The organism is Variovorax sp. PBL-E5 (assembly GCF_901827185.1).
Classification (GTDB): Bacteria; Pseudomonadota; Gammaproteobacteria; order Burkholderiales; family Burkholderiaceae_C; genus Variovorax.
In genome coordinates, this window is the sequence record NZ_LR594671.1 from 5,222,063 (window position 1) to 5,240,240 (window position 18,178).

An 18,178-nucleotide genomic window follows, 5' to 3' on the forward strand; every position below is an offset into this window, starting at 1 on the left:
CTTCGTGAACTTGCGTATGCTGCCACGAACGATCAGGAAGGCGCGTCAGTTCTCTGCAGAGCGGCCGCCGTGAGCCAACGCACCGAATGCAGCGATTGCCGGCAGTGGTTTCCTGTGAACCCCGCAGTTAGCTTGATGAGGACTGGAGCGCCGCGGCTTGGCTCATCTGAAAAAAGAGTGCCAGATGGAGCGCTTCCCACCTTCCGGGCTTCGGCGATCGGCCCGACGCGCGAGCATCAAACTGACCCGTACGACATCGATGAACCGGGACGCTCTTTTTTGCGATCTGCGGGGCGTCACGAAATCGACCTCGACCAGCGGCGGAGAATGTGCTGCATCGCCAGACGAGAACGAATCTTCGTTCGATGAAGCCAAGCGCGATTTGGCCTCCTGAGATTCAGAGACTTGGGTCGCGCAATTCCCGCTGGGAGGCACGAGCGACAAACGGCGCTGTTGATTTTTGTTGCCGACGTCGGTAGGCCGCGACCAGACCAGATGCAGCGTTGCAGCTGGCGGTGATTCTCTGTGGTTCACTGTGACTCCCTGGACGCGCCATCGCTGGTAGCGCATTGACAAGACGAGGGGCGCGCGCTCTTTCCGACACTCAGACACGAACCCTCACCGCAGCTGCCTCCCTCGTCAAGTCTCTTGACTTTGGATGGCAGCGCGGGTTGGCAATCATCAGGGTTAACAAGAAAATGCGACACCAAAGAATCGCGCAGGATTAACAACAATCCCGCCATCTGGACGTCAAACGTGACGCTGCCTCGCGCGGTTGTGTGGGGCAATAGGCACAGCATCTGAGATGTGCCGTTGCAATCGCAGAGTTCTCGATTTGCGTCGAGGCACTCAATGCGACGAAAGTCAGAAGCGATCGCCTATGGATCACGCTTTCTTCGGTCGCTTCGCCCGACTGGCTTTGGCATTGCGCTTCGACGCACCCATGAGCATTGCTTGGAGAACGGTTGGATGCTTGATCGGGTTACCCTCTGCATCTTTCTTTGGAAAACGACCTTTGGCCTTGGCGAACAGTTTCGCGGCAGGACACTCCGGGCAATGCTCGTAGCCATTGGTCATGGCGCCGGTCTTGGTACAGGGGAACGACTCCCTGATGGTCTCCGGGACGCAGACGATCGCCTCTCTGCCTTCGTTTTTCTTCATACGCAACCTCTTCTTTTTTGGATAGTTTTTCGGTTTCGAGCGACAGACGCTGAGTGCAGACCTACCCAACGTCCATGCCCGGCGCAGATAGTAGGAACGTTTTTGAGCGCGCAGAGCACTGCACGGCAATTTGCGACATTTGAATTGCGCAGCGGCGGTGATGGACTTGGGGTCGACATCACGCTCGGTGGATGGCGCTTGTGCGATGCGTCTATGAGCTGAGTGACGACTTCTTCGCCGGCACACCGCTCTCCGGGGCCGAGGGGTTTCGCACGGTGAAGCTCGCGCTGGGCCTCAAGCTCAACGCGAGCTTCTGATCACGGCGATACGGGGGCCTTCGCCGCACGGGCCCGATCCAGGGTCTTCCCAACCTCCTTCGGGTCCATGCCATACATCTCCGCAAACTCCGCCACCGTCCTGCCGCTGGCCTCGAAGGCCCGCAGCAGCGCCTCGCGCTTCGCGGTGCGCGCGCCCAGTTCGGCGAAGGCCTCGTCGAGCGCGGCGGCCGATGCCTCATCCTGCGTGCGCACGACCCCCATGTAGTCTTCCCGCGAGAGGCCCGAGGCCTCGATGGCCGCGATCAGTCGATCGCGCAGCTGCGGCCGCAGGTCTTCCTGGGTGCGGCCCTGCCGGCGGCGGAACACTTCGAGGATCGCGTGGTGGACGTGCTCGGGCGCGACGTCTTCCACCGGCACCCCTTGCAGATCATGACGCTTGTAGCCCGCAGCCACGGCCTCGAGGTAGCGCGTCGAGCGCGCATGCAGCCCGAGCGCGAGCTTGAGGTCCTCGCGCTTGAATTCCTCGCCGTGCAGCGCGAGCAGTTCCTGGTACACGCCGAGCTTGAGCGGCAGGAAGCGGGCGCCGAACATCTTCGGATAGAGCTCGAACAGGCGCTGGAGCACGGGGTGGACCTTGCGCGGCCGCTGCTGCGGCCCCTTCGGCGGCGGGTTGTTGCGGCGCGCGCGGGCGCCTTCCTTGCGGGTGGCAACGGGTTCTGCGGCGGTATCGGTGGTCATCGAGCGATCGGGATTCTTTGTCTGCGGCCGGCACATGCCGGCAGGAAGGGTAGCCCCGAACTGTAATGCCGCGCCGACACCTTCGGCGCGGGTTCGCAACCGATCCCGAATCGGATTCAGGGGTTTCCTCCTACAAACCGTTCGCGCTGCGGCCGCGTACATCCGTCGGGCGCTCTCGTGCCGCTGCTTCCTGCGGTGGAGTTCACGGGCACTCGATCTTCAACTCCAGCCAAAAGGTATCTCCATGAAAAAACTCATGATCGCAGTCGGTGTCTCGGTTCTCCTCAGCGCGTGCGCGGGCGGCATGGGCATGAAGGACGGCATGTCGGGCAGCAACATGTCGAATCCGATGGTCGGCGGCGCGCCGATGTATGCCAACAAGGATATCGTCGACAACGCCGTCAATTCGAAGGACCACACCACGCTCGTCGCTGCCGTGAAGGCCGCGGGCCTGGTGGACACGCTCAAGAGCCCCGGCCCCTTCACTGTCTTCGCACCGACCAACGAGGCCTTCGCCGCGCTGCCGGCCGGCACGGTCGACACGCTGCTCAAGCCCGAGAACAAGGCGACGCTGACCAAGGTGCTGACCTACCACGTGGTACCCGGCCGGCTCGATGGCCCGGCGCTGATGAGCATGATCAACGCCGGCGGCGGCAGGGCGATGCTGAAGACGGCCAGCGGCGGCACGCTGACCGCGACCATGAGCGGCGGCCACGTGATGGTGACCGATGCGAAGGGCGGCACCGCGATGGTGACGATCGCCAACGTCTACCAGTCGAATGGCGTGATCCACGTCGTCGACAAGGTGCTGCTGCCGGGTTGATCCGCCAGCGCATCAGGTGCGCTCGGCGGCCTCGGCTTCGGCCCGCAGCCAGCGCATGAAATCCTGAGCGTCCGCGTTGCCGGCCGCGCGGCGCGAGCTTTCGATGAAGTAGCCGCGGCGCGAGCTCGCGCCTTCGCCGAAGAGGCCGACCAGGCGGCCCGTCTGCAGCAGCTCGCGCAGGAGCGGCAGGCGGCCGATCACCACGCCCTGGCCGGCCACGGCCGCCGCCACGGCATCCGTATAGAGCGTGAAGCGCATCGTGTTCTTCATGCGCAGATCGCTGAGGCCCATGACCTGGAGCCAGGGCTCCCAGTCCGCGGTGGGCGCGCCATGCTGCGGCGGTGCGTCGACCGTGAGCAGCGTCTGCTCCGCCAGGTCGGCCGGCGTGCGCAGCGCCGCGGCGAGCTGCGGCGCGCACAACGGCACCAGCGACTCCTCGAACAGGGCGGTGCCGATGCCACGGTCGATCGGCACGAAGCGCACCGCGATATCGAGACGGCTGCGCTCGAGCTCCTGCACCTCGAGCGTGGCCGAGACGCGCACATCGACCAGCGGATGATCCGCCGTGAAGCGCGCCAGCCGGGGGATCAGCCAGAAGGAAGCAAAGCCCGGCGTGGTGGTGATCGCGACCTGCCGCGGCGTCGATGCGACACGCACCCGCGCGGTGGCGTCGCGCAAGCGCTCCAGGCTCTCGATCACGGCGCGCTGCATGACGCCGCCCGCCTCGGTGAGCGCGAGCGCGCGATGACGGCGCTCGAACAACGGCACGCCGATGCTGGCTTCCAGTTGCTGGATCTGGCGGCTCACGGCCGACTGGGTGAGGGACAGCTCGGTCGCCGCGCGCGTGAAGCTGAGCGTGCGCGCAGCCGCCTCGAAGCTGCGCAGCAGTTCCAGGGGCGGCAGCTCGGCCGCGGGCTTCGCATTCTCTCGGCGCATGCAACGAGTTCCGAATGACCGTTTGAGACGGAGGAGTCGGCTCACTATATTCATTCGCATGGAGAATGCAAAGGAGTCCGCCATGATCATCGACCTGGACCGTTTCCAGATCAGCCTGTCCAAGCGCGCCATCTTCACGCTGCCCGATGCGGCCGGCGTCGGCATCGAATGCCGCAGCGGCAGCGTGTGGGTCACGCTCGACGACGATCCGCGCGACATCGTGCTGGCGGCCGGCGAGCGCTTCACGGGCGGCGAGCATCGGCGCGCGCTGGTGTCGGCGCTGGAGCCTGCGTGCATCGCGGTGTCGGACGCGACGTCGTGAAAGAAGTGCTCACGCAAGCAATGAGATTGAGCTGAGGCGCGTCCCTGTCGGAGAATGCGCCCATGAGCACTCTCCTCAATGCCTTCTATGCCCAGTCCGGCGGCGTGACCTCCGTGATCAACGCCTCGGCCTGCGGCGTGATCGAGACCGCGCGCCGGCACGCCGACCGCATCGGCACGGTCTATGCCGGCCGCAACGGCATCCTCGGCGCGCTGGCCGAGGACCTGATCGACACCGGCCTCGAATCCGCCGAGGCGATCGCGGCCTTGCGTTCCACGCCCTCCGGTGCCTTCGGCTCGTGCCGCTACAAGCTCAAGTCGCTCGAGAAGAACCGGCGCGAGTACGAGCGGCTGATCGAGGTCTTCAAGGCGCACGGCATCGGCTACTTCTTCTACAACGGCGGTGGCGATTCGGCCGATACCTGCTTCAAGGTGAGCCAGCTGTCGCAATCGCTCGGCTATCCGCTGCAGGCGATCCACGTGCCCAAGACCATCGACAACGATTTGCCGTTGACCGACTGCTGCCCCGGCTTCGGCTCGGTCGCGAAATACGTCGCGGTCTCGACGCTCGAAGCCTCGATGGACGTGCGCTCGATGGCCGCCACCTCCACCAAGGTCTTTGTGCTCGAGGTGATGGGCCGTCACGCCGGCTGGATCGCGGCGGCCGGCGGCCTCGCGGCGGACCAGGGCATTCCGGTGGTGATCCTGTTCCCCGAGATTCCGTTCGATCAGCCGGCCTTCCTGGCCCGCGTGGATGCGCTGGTCAAGTATCACGGCTACTGCACGGTGGTGGTGTCGGAAGGCTGCCATCACCCCGACGGCACCTTCCTCGCCGAGCAGGGCAGCAAGGATGCGTTCGGCCATGCGCAGCTCGGCGGCGCGGCGCCGGTGGTGGCGCAGATGGTCAAGGAAGCGCTGGGCCACAAGTTCCATTGGGCCGTGGCCGACTACCTGCAGCGCTCGGCGCGCCACATCGCCTCGGCCACCGACGTGAAGCAGGCCTACGAACTCGGCCAGCGCGCCGTCGAACTCGCGCTCGAAGGCCGCAACGCGGTGATGCCGACCATCGAGCGGACCTCCGATGCGCCCTACGCCTACCGCATCGGCAGCGCACCGCTCGACGCCGTGGCCAATGCCGAGAAGTTCATGCCGCGCGACTTCATCTCCGATGACGGCTACGGCATCACGGACGCATGCCGGCGCTATCTGCTGCCGCTGATCCAGGGCGAGGACTATCCGGCCTATCGCGACGGGCTGCCGGTGTACGTGACGCTGCAGAACACCTCGGTCGCAAGGAAGCTGCCCGCCTTCGAAATCGCCTAGATGGACGCGACGGCGCAGCCCGATCCTTCACGCTGCCCGCTGTGCGGCGAGGCGAACCGCTGCGCGATGGAGATCGAACGCGAGACAGGCCACCCGCAGCCGCCCTGCTGGTGCATGCAGGCCGACTTCAGCAAGGCCTTGCTGGCGCGCGTACCCACGGCCACGCGCGGGCTGGCCTGCATCTGCGCGCGCTGCGCGGCCGAGGCGATGGTTCAGGACTGAACCGCGGGGGCGGGCGCGGTCGGCTCGGACGAGTGCGCGTGTTCGCGCTGCTCGGTGATCACCTGGTGGATGAACTGCAGCTTGCCCACCGCCGTGCGCGGCAGCACGAAGGGGTAGTAGTCGGGCTGGCCCATGCTGCGCGAAAGCTCGTTGAGCACATTGGTCAGGCGCACCCAGCCGTTGAGGAAGTCGAGGAAATTCTGCGCGCCGGGATGCTCGGGCTGCCACAGGTCGGCGGCAGTGAACAAGTCGCTCGCCAGCTCGACGTTCTGTGCATCGACGCCGAAGCTCATCGCGGTGTCGGCGGTGTCGGCCATGTGCAGGTAGTGGGCCCAGGTCTCGGCCCAGTCCTCCCAGGGGTGCGAGCTCGCATAGCTGGTCACGTAGCGGTCGCGCCAGTCGGGCGGCGGGCCGTTCTCGTAATGCTGGCGCAAGGCGGTCGCATAGTCGGCACGCTCGTCGCCGAAGAGCTGGCGATAACCTTCGAGCCACGGCGTCGGGAACACCAGCAGGTCCCAGTAGTAGTGGCCGATCTCGTGGCGGAAGTGGCCCAGCAGCGTACGGTAGGGCTCGCGCATCTCGGCCCGGATGCGCTCGCGCACCGCATCCTCGGCCTCCTCGGCATTGAGGGTGATGACGCCCTCCTCGTGGCCGGTCAACACGTGCGGACCGCCCGGCATGTTGCCGAGGAAATCGAAGGCCAGGCCGTGCGCCGGATCGCTCAGGCGCGTGCGCACCGGCAGGCCCAACGCCAGCAGTTGGGATACGAGCGTACGCTTGGCTCGCTCCAGCTTGCGCCACAGCACGCCATTGCTCTCGACCGACAGATCGGGAATGGTGCGCGTGACGCTGCACGACAGGCAGAAGCCGGGCGACAGGCCCTCGGTGTTGAACGCGGGATCGTCGCCCTCGCGCGGCGCCGGCACCATCCAGTTGCAGCCGGCCGCGGTCATCAGGTTCGCGCAACGGCGGTACTGCAAGCCCTGCGCGTCGCCAAAGACGGTGAAGGTGTCGGGCTCGGCGCCCTCCTGCACGACCGGCGCGAGCGGCACCACGCCGAGGCGCTCGATCACGTAGCCCAGCGGCGTCTTGCACGCGAGGCACTGGCTGTTGCCGAGGAACACCGGCCGGCCGCACTGGCATTGGTAGGCGCGGCTGACCGTCGGCGCCTGCAGCTCCGATGCGAGCGAGGGCGGCGACTCGGCGGCGTCGACAGCGGCCTCGTCCGCCGCTCGAACGGGGGATGGGGATGAAGAGGGGGACTGCATGGAGATCCCATTGTCCGCGCACGCGGCGCGCCGTTTTCATGCCCAAAGGCCGATATCCTTGTAGGACGGCCCGAGCCGGCAGCCCTCCATGAACAATCCCCTGCAAACCCTGAGCGCCCGCTACGGCGCGCGCTATCGCTGGCTGCTGCTGATCTCCGTCATGGTGGGGGTGATGGCATCGATCATGTCCTCGACCATCGTCAACGTCGCGATCCCCGGCATGAGTCATCACTTCTCGCTCGGGCAGGCACGTGCGCAATGGGTGAGTTCGGGCTTCATGGTCGCGATGACGGTGTCGATGCTGACCACGCCCTGGCTGCTGGCGCGCTACGGCTATCGGCGCACCTACGTCGGCACGATGGTGATGCTGCTGGTGGGCGGCATGACGGGCGGGCTGGCGAACGCCTTCCCGCTGGTGCTGATCGCGCGGGTGGCCGAAGGGCTCGCGGCCGGCGTGGTGCAGCCGATCCCGGCCATCATCATCCTGCGCGCCTTCGAGCCGCACGAGCAGGGCCGCGCGAGCGGCCTGTTCGGCATGGGCGTGGTGCTGGCACCGGCGATCGGGCCGAGCATCGGCGGCGTGCTGGTCGATCTGTTCGGCTGGCGCTCGATCTTCTTCATGGTCGTGCCCTTCTGCCTGGTCTCGATCTGGCTGGCCTACAAGTTCGTGCCGACCACCGCGCCGGGCGGCGTGGTGGCAGCGCCCAGCGACGGGCTCGACTGGCGCGGCCTCACGCTCGGCACCGTCGGCACGCTGTGCCTGCTCAACGGCCTCGTGCAGCTGCGCGGCGATGCACCGCTCGGCGCGGCGCTGCTGCTGGCCGGCGCGCTGGTGGCCTTCGCCGCCTTCCTGGCCTGGCAGAAGCGCTTCGCCGCCGCGGGCGGCACGCCGCTGATGAACCTCGCGCTGTTCCAGCACCGGCAGTTCGCGATGGGCAGCCTGGTCGCCTTCATCTACGGCACCGCGCTGTTCGGATCGACCTACCTGCTGCCGGTCTACATGCAGGTCGGGCTGCAGCTCTCGGCCTCGCTGGTCGGCACCATCCTGCTGCCGGCCGGCATCGTGCTGGCACTGACGATCGCCGGGGTCGGCCGGCTGGCCGACCGGCAGCCGACGTGGGCGCTGGTGAGCATCGGCCTCGCGCTGCTGGCCGCCTCGTTCGCGCTGATGACGGTGCTGCACCTGGGCAGCGGCGTGTGGCTGCTGGCGCTCTTCGCCACCGTCGGCCGCATCGGGCTCGGCTTCATCCTGCCGTCGCTCAACCTCGGCGCGATGCGCCCGCTCGAGAAGGCTCTGATTCCGCAGGGCGCGAGCGCGATCAACTTCCTGCGCATGCTGGGCGGCGCCGCGGGCGTGAGCCTGTGCGCGGTCGTCCTCGAATGGCGGCTCGCGGCGCACGGCGACTCGTTCGCCAACGCCGACTCCAGCGCCGAGCGCCTGGCGGCCTTCGACGAAGTCTTCGGCCTGCTGGCCGCCCTGTGCGCGCTCGCGATCTGCGCCGCGTGGCAGCTGCGAGAAAAGACCCCGCGCAACCCCGATGCCCTGCCAGCCAGGTAGCAGCGCCATCGCTCTCTCGTCGGCCGCGCAGCGCGCCGCGTTCGCGGGCTGCGCCCCCTGAAAGGGGGTGGGCGGCCACACGAAGTGGGCAAGCCTGGGGGTAAGCTCTACCCCATGTGTCAGCTGCTTGGAATGAACTGCAACACGCCCACCGACGTGACCTTCAGCTTCACGGGCTTCGCGCAGCGCGGCGGGCGCACCGACCATCACGCCGATGGCTGGGGCATCGCCTTCTTCGAGGACCGCGGCCTCCGGCACTTCGTCGACCATCAGCCGGCCTGCGAGTCGCCGGTGGCCGAGCTGATCCGGCGCTACCCGATCCAGAGCCGCAACGTCGTCGCCCACATCCGCAAGGCCACGCAGGGCGCGGTGAACCTGCAGAACTGCCACCCCTTCGTTCGCGAGCTATGGGGCCGCTACTGGGTGTTCGCCCACAACGGCGACCTGAAGGACTTCCGCCCGCGCCTGCACGGCAGCTTCCGCCCGGTCGGCAGCACCGACAGCGAGCATGCGTTCTGCTGGCTCATGCAGGAACTGGCCAAGTCGCATGCGGGCGTGCCGAGCATCGCGGAGCTGACCCTCACGCTGCGCGAACTGGCGCCGCGCTTCGCGCGCCACGGCACCTTCAACTTCATGCTCTCGAACGGCCAGGCGCTCTGGGCCCATGCGTCGACGAACCTCTGGTATGTCGAACGCAAGCATCCCTTCGTGACCGCCGAGCTGTCCGACGAAGACCTCAGCATCGACTTCGCGCAGCACACCACGCCGGACGATCGCGTCGCCGTGGTGGTGACCGCGCCGCTCACGACCAACGAGACCTGGACCGCATTCGCGCCGCAGGAGCTCGCCGTGTTCGTCGACGGGCAGCGCGCCGGCTAACCCACTAGCTTTTCGAGGGTAGGGTCGCCTCGAGCGCGTCGATGAACATCGCCGGCACGTCGAAGCCGGTCTGTTCCGTGATCTCCTGGAAGCAGGTCGGGCTGGTGACGTTGATCTCGGTCAGCGAGCCGCCGATCACGTCCAGCCCGATCAGCAGCAAGCCGCGCGCGTGCAGCACCGGCCCGATCGCCTCGGCGATGCGCAGGTCCTGCGCGCTCAGCGGCTGCGCCACGCCCTTGCCGCCGGCCGCCAGATTGCCGCGCACCTCGGTGCCCTGCGGAATGCGCGCGAGGCTGAAGGGCACGGGCTTGCCGCCGATCACCAGCACCCGCTTGTCGCCCTCGGTGATCTCGGGCACGAAGCGCTGCACCATGATCGTCTCCGCGCCGTCCTTGTTGAGCGTCTCGACGATCGAGCCCAGGTTCAGCGCATCGGCCTTGACGCGGAAGATGCCCATGCCGCCCATGCCGTCCAGCGGCTTGAGGATGACGTCGCCGTGCTCGGCGTGGAAATCGCGCACCGCCGAGGCGCTGCGCGTGACCAGGGTCGGCGTCGTGAACTGCGCGAACTCCATGATCGCCAGCTTCTCGGGATGGTCGCGCAGCGCGCGCGGCTTGTTGACGACGTGCGCGCCTTCGCGCTCGGCCTGTTCGAGCAGGTGGGTGGCGTAGATGTACTCGGCATCGAAGGGCGGGTCCTTGCGCATCACGACGACGTCGAAATCCTTCAGCGCCATCGATTCGCGCAGGTCCTCGTGGTACCAGTCGTGCGGATCGCCGGTCAGGGTGATCTGCTGCACCGTCGCGCTCACCGGCTTGCCCGAGGACCATTGCAGGTCCTGCGGCACGCAGGCCGCGATGCGATGGCCGCGGCGCTGCGCCTCGCGCATCATCGCGAAGGTGCTGTCCTTGTAGATCTTGAACAGGTCGAGCGGGTCGGCCACGAAGAGGATGTGCATCAGAAGGTCTTTCCGCCGGTCGGCGTGGAGGGCGTCGCGTCGGCAGCGGCGCGGGCGTCGGGCTCGATCTTGCCGCCGATGGCGATTTCCCTGCTGGCAAAGGGTCTGCGGCCGAGCTGCTGGATGCCGAGCGCGACGGCGCCCGCCACCACGCCCCAGAACGCGGAGCCGACGCCCGCGATGGTGATGCCCGACAGCGTGACGAGGAAGGTGATCAGCGCGGCTTCGCGATGCGATTCGTCGCGCACCGCCGCTGCCAGGCCGCTGCCGATGGTGCCGAGCAGCGCCAGCCCCGCGATGGCGATGACCAGTTCCTTCGGGAACGCGGTCAGGATGCCCGTGACCGCGGCGCCGAACAGCCCGATCACCACGTAGATCGCACCGCAGCTGACCGCCGCGGTGTAGCGCCGCGCCGGATCTTCGTGCGCCTCGCGGCCCATGCAGATGGCCGCGGTGATGGCGCTGAGATTGAGCGCGAAGGCGCCGAAGGGCGCGAGCACCAGCGTGACCAGCCCGCTGAGCGTGATGAGCCTGGAGACCGGCATCTCGTAGCCCGCGGCGCGGACGGCGGCGACACCCGGCAGGTTCTGCGAGGCCATCGTCACCACGAACAGCGGCAGCGCCAGGCTGACCGCCGCCTGCCAGCTGAAGACCGGCATCGTGAACACGGGCTTGGCGATGCTGAAGTGCACCGCGCTCCAGGCCAGCTGGCCACGCGCGGCGGCGAAGGCGACCGCCACCGCGAGCGTGAGCGGCACCGCGTAGCGCGGCAGCCAGCGCTTGGCGACGAGGTAGGTGCCGAGCATCAGCAGCACTAGCGGCAGCGCCGTCCTGGCGGCGATGAAGGCGTCGAGGCCGAAGCGCGCCAGCACGCCGGCAAGCAGCGCGGAGGCGATGGCCATCGGGATCCGGTTCATCACGCGCTCGAACCAGCCGGTGGCGCCCGCCAGCGCCATCAGCACGGCGCACACGATGAAGGCGCCCACCGCCTCGTTCATCGTGTAGCCGGCACCGGCGCTCGCGAGCACCGCGGCGCCGGGCGTGCTCCAGGCGATCATCACGGGCTTGCGCAGCCACAGCGAGGGCAGCGCCGAGGCCAGCCCCATGCCGAGGCCCAGCGCCCACATCCAGGAGCTGATCATCTCGGGCGTGGCGCCGAAGGCCAGCGCGGCCTGGAACACAATCGCCACCGAGCTCGTGAAGCCCACGAGCACCGCGACGAAGCCTGCGGTGAAAGCCGACAGGCTCAGATCCTTGAAAAATCGCATGCGCGGAATTGTGCCGGGGTCGCGGGCGAGCCTAGATTTCGATCTTGGAGCCCAGCTCGACGACGGCATTGTTCGGCAAGCCCAGGAAATCCGCCACGCCGCTCGCGTTGTGATGCATCTGCGCGAACAGCTTCTCGCGCCACGGCGCCATGCCGCTGCCCAGCGTCGGGATCACGACGTCGCGCGACAGGAAGTAGCTGGTCGACATCGGCTCGAGCTGGCAGCCGCGCAGGCGCGCGTGTTCGAGCGCGCGCGGCAGCTCGACGTCGTTCTTGAAGCCGTAGTGCACGATCACCTGCCAGCAATGGTGGCCGAGCGGCTCCATCTCGATGCGCTTGTCCATCGGAATCCACGGCACCTCGTGGTTGCGCACTGTGACGAACAGGTTCTGCTCGTGCAGCACCTTGTTGTGCTTGAGGTTGTGCAGCAGCGCATTCGGCACCACGCCGGGCTCCGCGGTCATGAACACGGCCGTGCCGTCGACGCGCGCCGGCGGCGTGACGAACACCGAATCGAGGAAGCTGCGCAGATCGATGGCCTCGGCGAGCTGCGTTTCGCCCATCAGGCGGCGGCCCTCCTTCCAGGTGATCATGAGCGTGAAGATGCCGCCGCCGATCATGAGCGGGAACCAGCCGCCCTCGAACAGCTTGAGCAGGTTGGAAGCGAAGAACAGGAAGTCGACCACGAAGAAGGCACCGGTCGCCGCGATGCACAGCGCCAGCGGGTACTTCCAGGCGTAGCGGATCACGAAGAAGGTCAGCACGGTGGTGATCAGCATGTCGGTGGTGACGGCGATGCCGTAGGCCGCGGCCAGGTTGCTCGACGAGCGGAACATGACCACCGCCAGCACGATGGCGACGAACAGCCCCCAGTTGACGAACGGGATGTAGATCTGCCCCGCGGTGCGCACGCTGGTGTGCTCGATGTTCAGGCGCGGCAGGTAGCCGAGCTGGATCACCTGGCGGGTGACGCTGAAGGCGCCCGTGATGAGGGCCTGCGACGCGATCACCGTGGCCGCCGTGGCCAGGAACACCAGCGGCACCAGCGCCCACTCGGGCGCCATCATGAAGAACGGGTTCTTGACCGCCAGCGGGTTCTCCAGCAGCAGCGCGCCCTGGCCGAAGTAGTTGAGCGTCAGCGCCGGCATCACGACCGAGAACCAGGCGATGCGGATCGGCCCCTTGCCGAAGTGCCCGAGGTCGGCATAGAGCGCCTCGGCGCCGGTCACGCACAGCACCGTCGCGCCCAGGATGATGAAGCTGGTGACCGGGTTGCCCCAGATGAAGCGCAGCGCATAGTGCGGGCTCAGCGCCTTGAGGATTTCCGGATGCACGACGATCTGCGACACGCCGAGCAGCGCGATGGCGCAGAACCAGGACAGCGTGATGGGGCCGAAGAAGCGGCCGATGCCCGCGGTGCCGCTCTTTTGCACCGCGAACAGGCAGAACAGCACGACCAGGGTGACCGGGATCACGTAGTGCCCGAAGTGCGGCGACACCACCTCCAGGCCCTCGACCGCCGACAGCACCGAGATGGCCGGCGTGATGACGCCGTCGCCATAGAACAGCGAGGTGCCGAAGATGCCCACCACCAGCAGCACCCGGCGCAGCCGCGGCTTGTCGGCGACCGCGCGCGAGGCCAGCGCCAGCATCGCGACCAGGCCGCCCTCGCCTTCGTTGTCGGCCCGCAGCACCAGCACCACGTACTTCAGGGACACGATCACCGTCAGCGTCCAGAAGAACATCGACAGGATGCCGTAGACGTTCTCGATCGTGAAGGGAACATGGCCGTGACCGAACACCTCCTTGACCGCATACAGCACGCTGGTGCCGATGTCGCCGTAGACAACGCCGATGGCCGCGAGGATCAGCGCGGCGGAGGAAGATTTGGAACGGGACACGAAGTCGGTGCAAAGGGTCGTCCGGCGCCGTGATGCTCGCCCGGGCGCGCCGGCCGCCTCGCAAGGTTGCCGCTTCGCCCTCCGCCCCCTCGTTTGCGTTGCTGTGGGGTCGCTATTTTGCAGCCGCCGGCCGGCCTCGCAAGACGCGGCCGGAAATCATTCGTAGATTTCGGCGTCCGGGTTGGTGGCTTCGAGCTCGTAACTGGCCGCCACCATCGCCAGCCGGGCGATCACGCCGTACATGTAGAACCGGTTCGGCGCGCTGGCACCGGGCTTGGCGCCGGGTTGCGGTAAGTGCGCACTCTCCGAAAAGGCCAAGGGCACGAAGCTGGCGCCCGGCATGTTGAGGTTTTCGTCCGGGCTGCGCTCGGCGTTCACGCGGTAGAAGCCGCCGACCACGTAGCGGTCCATCATGTAGACCACCGGCTCGGCCACGGCATCGTGCACGCGCTCGTTGGTCAGCACGCCCTCCTGGACGATCACCTCGCTGCGCTCCGCGCCCACGCCGGCGGCACCGGCCTTGCCGCGCGAGCGGCGGCCGAGGGTCTCGAGATCCTTGACGTCGCGCACCGTCATCACGCCCATGGCACCGGCGCCGTTGTCGGCCTTGACGACGACGAAGGGCTTCTCGTTGATGCCGTATTCCTTGTACTTGCGGCGGATCTTGGTGAGCATCGCGTCCACATGGCTGGTCAGCACGTCCATGCCGGTGCCATCCGCGAAGCTGACCTCGCCGGCCTTGGCGTACATCGGGTTGATCAGCCATGGGTCGATGCCCAGCAGCTTGCCGAAGCGCTTGGAGAGCTCTTCGTAGCTGTGCAGATGGTTGCTCTTGTGGCGCACCGACCAGCCGGCGTGCAGCGGCGGCAGCAGGTACTGCTCGTGCAGATCCTCGAGGATGCCCGGGGTGCCGGCCGCCAGGTCGTTGTTGAGCAGGATGGTGCAGGGGTCGAAATGCTTGAGGCCGAGGCGCCGCTTGCCGCGCACCACCGGCTCCAGGCACACGGTGTCGCCGTTCGGCAGCTCGATCTTCTTGGGCGACTTGATCGCGGGATCGATCGAGCCCACGCGCACGTTGAGCCCTGCCATGTGAAAAATACGCACCAGCTGTGCCACGTTGGCCAGGTAGAAGGTGTTGCGCGAATGGTTTTCCGGAATCACCAGCAGATTGCGCGCCTCCGGGCAGATCTTCTCGATCGCGGCCTGGGCGGCCTGCACCGCCAGCGGCAGCATCTCGCGGGTCAGGTTGTTCCAGCCGCCCGGGTAGAGGTTGGTGTCGACCGGCGCCAGCTTGAAGCCCGCGTTGCGGATGTCCACCGAACTGTAGAACGGCGGCGTGTGCTCCATCCACTCGAGACGGAACCAGCGCTCGATGGCCGGCATGGAGTCGAGAACGCGCTGCTCGAGTTCGTTGATGGGGCCGGTCAGGGCGGTGACGAGATGGGGGACCATGCGGCGGCCTTGTTGTGCGTTCTGCGGCGAAAGGTGGACTGGAATTGTAGGATTTGGGGGCGACCTCGAAGATGACAACCGCGTCATCTTCCATCCCCTTCGGGAAACGCCGCGAAGCGAGCAACCCTGGGTGGGGGTCAGCTTCTCGTGTTGCCCTGGCCCAGCACGATGTATTTGAGCGAGGTCAGCCCTTCGATACCCACCGGCCCGCGCGCATGGAATTTGTCGGTGCTGATGCCGATCTCCGCGCCGAGCCCGAACTCGAAGCCGTCGGCAAAGCGCGTGCTCGCATTGACCATCACGCTCGCCGAGTCGACCTCGCGCAGGAAGCGCTGGGCGTTCACATGATCGCGCGTGACGATGGCATCGGTGTGATGGCTCGAGTAGCCGTTGATGTGCGCGATCGCCTCGTCGACATCCGCCACCACCTTGATGCTGATGACCGCGGCCAGGTATTCCTCCGACCAGTCGGACGCCACCGCGTCGACGACCGCCGCGCCCGCCGGCAGCGCGCCGGCAGCGCGCAGGATCCGCGCGGCGGCAGGATCGCAGCGCATCTCCACGCCCTTGGCCGCGAAGATCGCGCCGATCTCCGGCAGGAAGCGGTCGGCGATCGAGGCCGCGACCAGCAGCCCTTCGGCCGCGTTGCAGGGGCTGTATTTCTGTGTCTTGGCGTTGTCGACGATGTTCACCGCCATGCCGAGCTCGGCCGTGTCGTCCACGTAGACGTGGCAGTTGCCGTCCAGGTGCTTGATGACCGGCACCTTGGCATCGCGGCTGATGCGTTCGATCAACCCCTTGCCGCCGCGCGGGATGATCACGTCGACGAACTGGGGCATCGCGATCAGCTGGCCGACGGCTTCGCGGTCGGTGGTCTGCACCAGCTGCACCGCCTCGACCGGCAGGCCTGCCTCGGCCAGCGATTCGGACACCAGCCGGGCCAGCGCCTTGTTCGACTCGATCGCTTCCGAGCCGCCGCGCAGGATGGCCGCGTTGCCGCTCTTGATGGCCAGGCTCGCGGCCTCGATGGTCACGTTGGGCCGGCTCTCGTAGATCATGCCGAAGACGCCGATCGGCACCCGCATCTGGCCGACCCGGATGCCGCTGGGCTGCTGGCGCATGCCGATGATTTCGCCGATCACGTCGGGCATGGCGGCCAACTGCTCGCAGCCGAGGGCGACCGTCTCGATGGCCTTGGGCGTGAGCTTGAGGCGATCGACCATCGGCGCCGACAGGCCGGCGGCGGTGGCACGCTCGACATCGCGCGCATTGGCCGGCGCCAGCGCGGCGGCGTTGTCGCGCAGGCGACGCGCGAGCGCGCGCAGGGCCTTGCTCTTGGTGGCGGCGTCGGCCCGTGCCATGAGGGCCGAGGCCGCCTTGGCCTGCAGGCCGAGGGTCTGCATGTGTTCGCTGACGTTGAACGCGTTCATGGCCGCATTTTCCCATGCGAAGGTCCGCACGCGAAGAACGCGCGGAAACGCTGCGTTCGCAAAACAAGAACCGGCGCCGCCGGTGGCGCGATCAGCCGCGCGCGGGCGCCGCGCAGGCACGGCACAGCATCAGCGCCAGCCGCTGCAGCGCCTGCCAGCCGCTGGCCGGCCAGTCCGGCTGCTTCAGGCCCTTGACGATGCCGTCCACCACGTGCGCGGCGCGCAGCAGCCGCACGAGCAGGCGGTCGTCCAGCCGCGGCAGCACGCGCTCGAAGGCGCGCTCGCGCGGGCCCCAGATGCGGTTCTCGCGCAGCGCCATCGGCAACGGCCGGCCGGCGGCCATGGCGTCCTTCACGCGCTTGAGCGCGCGGATGTCCTCGGCCAGGGTGTAGTGCACCAGCACCTCGGCCTCGCCTTCGGCCTGCAGGCCGTCGAGCATGCGCGCGACGCGCTGCGGCTGGCCGGCGAGCACCGCCTCGGACAGCTTGAACACGTCGTAGCGCGCGACGTTGTTGACCGCGCCTTCGACCTGCTCCCAGCTCAATTCGCCCGGCGGATGCAGCAGCGCGAGCTTCTGGATCTCCTGGTGCGCGGCCAGCAGGTTGCCTTCGACCCGGTCGGCGAAGAACTGCAGCGTGCGCTGGCCCTCCTCGCCGCCCTTCACCCGCTGGCCCTGTTGCGCGAGCCGCTGCGCGATCCATGGCGGCAGCGCGGCGCGCTCGACGGTCTCGACCTGCAGGCTGACGCCGCGGCTCTCGAGCGCCGAGAACCAGGCGCCGGTGCGGGTCGCCTTGTCCAGGCGCGGCAGCATGACCAGCGTGAGGGTGCTGTCGTTGCCCGGCGCCGACTCGGCGATCTGCTGCAGCGCGACACTGCCGTCCTTGCCCGGCTTGCCCGAGGGGATGCGGATCTCGACGATCTGCCGGTCGGCGAACAGGCTCAGCGAGCCGCCCGCCGCGAGCACCGCGCTCCAGTCGAAATGCGCGCCGGCCACGGTGTACGAACTGCGTTCGGTGTAACCCTGCAGGCGCGCTGCGGCGCGGATCGCATCGGCCGCCTCCTGCGCGAGCAGCGGCTCGTCGCCATGGATCACGTAGAGCGGCTGGAGGCCGCGCTGCAAATGGGCTTCCAGCTGTGCGGCGCCCAGTTGCATCAGCTGGCCTTGACCGCCGCGAGACGGCGCATCATCTGCTGGGCGATGTCGTTCTGCATGTCGACGTACAGCAGCTCGGTCTCGCTGGCCTTCGCGAGCGCAGCGGTCTCGTTGTAGGTGATGTCGCGCGTCTGCGTGATGGCGGTCGGCGCGAGCAGTTCCTTGCCGGCCTGGCCGCGCAGCCGGAAGCGCACCGTCAGGCGCAACTGGATTTCGCGCACCTGGCCGGCGGAGTTGGTCGAGGTGACGAGCTGCTCGCGGTTCTCGGCCAGGATCTCGAGCACCGCATCGGCCTTGGCGGCCTGGTCGGCAGGCAGCAGCTCCACGTTGCCGGCCGCGCGCAGATTGCGCCGCACGCTGTTCGTGAAGGCCGAGCTGCCCTGCACGACCAGGGTCTTGAACGGGAAGACGGGTGCCTTGCGCAGTTCGAAGCCGCAGCCCGCCACCGTGACGGAAAGCGCTGCGGCGAGCAGGAAGCCGCGGCGCGGCAGCGGATGGCGTGTGTTCATG

The 18,178-nt window shown here is 67.7% G+C and carries 19 protein-coding genes; 8 read left to right on the plus strand and 11 right to left on the minus strand.

Going from position 1 to position 18,178, the window contains the following annotated elements:
- Positions 1-157: 157 nt before the first annotated feature.
- The gene (locus tag WDLP6_RS25445; protein ID WP_162594601.1) at positions 158-394 is read left to right on the plus strand and encodes a hypothetical protein; all 237 of its coding nucleotides are present in this window, start codon (positions 158-160) and stop codon (positions 392-394) included.
- Between the two features lie 491 nt (positions 395-885).
- Here the strand turns inward: WDLP6_RS25445 and WDLP6_RS25450 are convergent, their stop codons facing one another.
- A complete protein-coding gene (locus tag WDLP6_RS25450; protein WP_162594602.1) occupies positions 886-1,161 on the minus strand; it encodes a hypothetical protein in 276 nt (91 codons plus the stop codon).
- A gap of 191 nt (positions 1,162-1,352) precedes the next feature.
- Here WDLP6_RS25450 and WDLP6_RS35400 point away from each other — a divergent pair, with 191 nt between their 5' ends.
- Positions 1,353-1,478 (plus strand): hypothetical protein, encoded by a 126-nt coding sequence (locus WDLP6_RS35400; RefSeq protein ID WP_269475589.1) that lies wholly within the window; start codon positions 1,353-1,355, stop codon positions 1,476-1,478.
- Here WDLP6_RS35400 and WDLP6_RS25455 read toward each other — a convergent pair whose 3' ends face one another.
- Entirely contained in the window at positions 1,479-2,177 is a 699-nt protein-coding gene (locus tag WDLP6_RS25455; RefSeq protein ID WP_162594603.1) for a ProQ/FINO family protein, read from the minus strand.
- 244 nt (positions 2,178-2,421) lie between these two features.
- Here WDLP6_RS25455 and WDLP6_RS25460 point away from each other — a divergent pair, with 244 nt between their 5' ends.
- The gene (locus WDLP6_RS25460; protein WP_174259903.1) at positions 2,422-3,000 is read left to right on the plus strand and encodes a fasciclin domain-containing protein; all 579 of its coding nucleotides are present in this window, start codon (positions 2,422-2,424) and stop codon (positions 2,998-3,000) included.
- A 12-nt stretch (positions 3,001-3,012) separates the two neighbouring features.
- Here the strand turns inward: WDLP6_RS25460 and WDLP6_RS25465 are convergent, their stop codons facing one another.
- Positions 3,013-3,936, minus strand: a complete 924-nt coding sequence (locus WDLP6_RS25465) for a LysR substrate-binding domain-containing protein (protein WP_162594604.1) — start codon at positions 3,934-3,936, stop codon at positions 3,013-3,015.
- 82 nt (positions 3,937-4,018) lie between these two features.
- Here WDLP6_RS25465 and WDLP6_RS25470 point away from each other — a divergent pair, with 82 nt between their 5' ends.
- The 3 genes from WDLP6_RS25470 (at position 4,019) to WDLP6_RS25480 (ending at position 5,802) form a co-directional block, all read left to right on the plus strand.
- The gene (locus tag WDLP6_RS25470; RefSeq protein WP_162594605.1) at positions 4,019-4,258 is read left to right on the plus strand and encodes a DUF2917 domain-containing protein; all 240 of its coding nucleotides are present in this window, start codon (positions 4,019-4,021) and stop codon (positions 4,256-4,258) included.
- A gap of 62 nt (positions 4,259-4,320) precedes the next feature.
- Positions 4,321-5,580: a 6-phosphofructokinase gene (locus tag WDLP6_RS25475; protein WP_162594606.1), complete on the plus strand. Its 1,260-nt coding sequence runs from the start codon at positions 4,321-4,323 to the stop codon at positions 5,578-5,580.
- A complete protein-coding gene (locus tag WDLP6_RS25480; RefSeq protein ID WP_162594607.1) occupies positions 5,581-5,802 on the plus strand; it encodes a cysteine-rich CWC family protein in 222 nt (73 codons plus the stop codon). It begins immediately after the preceding gene.
- On the opposite strand, the gene WDLP6_RS25485 is transcribed toward WDLP6_RS25480, so the two are convergent.
- A complete protein-coding gene (locus WDLP6_RS25485) occupies positions 5,793-7,070 on the minus strand; it encodes a zinc-binding metallopeptidase family protein (RefSeq protein WP_162594608.1) in 1,278 nt (425 codons plus the stop codon). The two genes, WDLP6_RS25480 and WDLP6_RS25485, sit on opposite strands and share 10 nt — an antisense overlap.
- 88 nt (positions 7,071-7,158) lie before the next feature.
- On the opposite strand from WDLP6_RS25485, the gene WDLP6_RS25490 reads away from it, so the two are divergent.
- A complete protein-coding gene (locus WDLP6_RS25490; protein WP_162594609.1) occupies positions 7,159-8,628 on the plus strand; it encodes an MFS transporter in 1,470 nt (489 codons plus the stop codon).
- A 114-nt stretch (positions 8,629-8,742) separates the two neighbouring features.
- Entirely contained in the window at positions 8,743-9,507 is a 765-nt protein-coding gene (locus tag WDLP6_RS25495) for a class II glutamine amidotransferase (RefSeq protein WP_162594610.1), read from the plus strand.
- Positions 9,508-9,511: 4 nt separating this feature from the next.
- Here the strand turns inward: WDLP6_RS25495 and gshB are convergent, their stop codons facing one another.
- The 7 genes from gshB to WDLP6_RS25530 form a co-directional block, all read right to left on the minus strand.
- Positions 9,512-10,465, minus strand: coding sequence for a glutathione synthase (gene gshB / locus WDLP6_RS25500; RefSeq protein WP_174259904.1), 954 nt, complete (start codon positions 10,463-10,465; stop codon positions 9,512-9,514).
- Positions 10,465-11,733: a benzoate/H(+) symporter BenE family transporter gene (locus WDLP6_RS25505; protein ID WP_162569924.1), complete on the minus strand. Its 1,269-nt coding sequence runs from the start codon at positions 11,731-11,733 to the stop codon at positions 10,465-10,467. The genes gshB and WDLP6_RS25505 overlap by 1 nt, the downstream gene beginning before the upstream one ends.
- Positions 11,734-11,764: 31 nt before the next feature.
- Positions 11,765-13,633 (minus strand): potassium transporter Kup, encoded by a 1,869-nt coding sequence (locus WDLP6_RS25510; RefSeq protein WP_162569925.1) that lies wholly within the window; start codon positions 13,631-13,633, stop codon positions 11,765-11,767.
- A 156-nt stretch (positions 13,634-13,789) separates the two neighbouring features.
- On the minus strand, positions 13,790-15,085 hold the full coding sequence (gshA, locus tag WDLP6_RS25515) for a glutamate--cysteine ligase (protein ID WP_162594611.1): 1,296 nt from the start codon (positions 15,083-15,085) through the stop codon (positions 13,790-13,792).
- A gap of 137 nt (positions 15,086-15,222) precedes the next feature.
- A complete protein-coding gene (locus WDLP6_RS25520) occupies positions 15,223-16,515 on the minus strand; it encodes a glutamate-5-semialdehyde dehydrogenase (protein WP_162594612.1) in 1,293 nt (430 codons plus the stop codon).
- Positions 16,516-16,606: 91 nt separating this feature from the next.
- Positions 16,607-17,668, minus strand: a complete 1,062-nt coding sequence (gene holA, locus WDLP6_RS25525) for a DNA polymerase III subunit delta (RefSeq protein WP_162594613.1) — start codon at positions 17,666-17,668, stop codon at positions 16,607-16,609.
- A complete protein-coding gene (locus tag WDLP6_RS25530) occupies positions 17,668-18,177 on the minus strand; it encodes an LPS-assembly lipoprotein LptE (protein WP_162594614.1) in 510 nt (169 codons plus the stop codon). The genes holA and WDLP6_RS25530 overlap by 1 nt, the downstream gene beginning before the upstream one ends.
- Between the last annotated feature and the right edge of the window lies 1 nt (position 18,178).

What these genes read in the sequence shown, in the direction of transcription:
- WDLP6_RS25450 (WP_162594602.1), bottom strand. Translation starts at nt 1,161, where the DNA reads ATGAAGAAAAACGAAGGCAGAGAGGCGATCGTCTGCGTCCCGGAGACC.
- WDLP6_RS35400 (WP_269475589.1), top strand. Translation starts at nt 1,353, where the DNA reads ATGGCGCTTGTGCGATGCGTCTATGAGCTGAGTGACGACTTCTTCGCC.
- WDLP6_RS25455 (WP_162594603.1), bottom strand. Translation starts at nt 2,177, where the DNA reads ATGACCACCGATACCGCCGCAGAACCCGTTGCCACCCGCAAGGAAGGC.
- WDLP6_RS25460 (WP_174259903.1), top strand. Translation starts at nt 2,422, where the DNA reads ATGAAAAAACTCATGATCGCAGTCGGTGTCTCGGTTCTCCTCAGCGCG.
- WDLP6_RS25465 (WP_162594604.1), bottom strand. Translation starts at nt 3,936, where the DNA reads ATGCGCCGAGAGAATGCGAAGCCCGCGGCCGAGCTGCCGCCCCTGGAA.
- WDLP6_RS25470 (WP_162594605.1), top strand. Translation starts at nt 4,019, where the DNA reads ATGATCATCGACCTGGACCGTTTCCAGATCAGCCTGTCCAAGCGCGCC.
- WDLP6_RS25475 (WP_162594606.1), top strand. Translation starts at nt 4,321, where the DNA reads ATGAGCACTCTCCTCAATGCCTTCTATGCCCAGTCCGGCGGCGTGACC.
- WDLP6_RS25480 (WP_162594607.1), top strand. Translation starts at nt 5,581, where the DNA reads ATGGACGCGACGGCGCAGCCCGATCCTTCACGCTGCCCGCTGTGCGGC.
- WDLP6_RS25485 (WP_162594608.1), bottom strand. Translation starts at nt 7,070, where the DNA reads ATGCAGTCCCCCTCTTCATCCCCATCCCCCGTTCGAGCGGCGGACGAG.
- WDLP6_RS25490 (WP_162594609.1), top strand. Translation starts at nt 7,159, where the DNA reads ATGAACAATCCCCTGCAAACCCTGAGCGCCCGCTACGGCGCGCGCTAT.
- WDLP6_RS25495 (WP_162594610.1), top strand. Translation starts at nt 8,743, where the DNA reads ATGTGTCAGCTGCTTGGAATGAACTGCAACACGCCCACCGACGTGACC.
- gshB (WP_174259904.1), bottom strand. Translation starts at nt 10,465, where the DNA reads ATGCACATCCTCTTCGTGGCCGACCCGCTCGACCTGTTCAAGATCTAC.
- WDLP6_RS25505 (WP_162569924.1), bottom strand. Translation starts at nt 11,733, where the DNA reads ATGCGATTTTTCAAGGATCTGAGCCTGTCGGCTTTCACCGCAGGCTTC.
- gshA (WP_162594611.1), bottom strand. Translation starts at nt 15,085, where the DNA reads ATGGTCCCCCATCTCGTCACCGCCCTGACCGGCCCCATCAACGAACTC.
- WDLP6_RS25520 (WP_162594612.1), bottom strand. Translation starts at nt 16,515, where the DNA reads ATGAACGCGTTCAACGTCAGCGAACACATGCAGACCCTCGGCCTGCAG.
- holA (WP_162594613.1), bottom strand. Translation starts at nt 17,668, where the DNA reads ATGCAACTGGGCGCCGCACAGCTGGAAGCCCATTTGCAGCGCGGCCTC.
- WDLP6_RS25530 (WP_162594614.1), bottom strand. Translation starts at nt 18,177, where the DNA reads ATGAACACACGCCATCCGCTGCCGCGCCGCGGCTTCCTGCTCGCCGCA.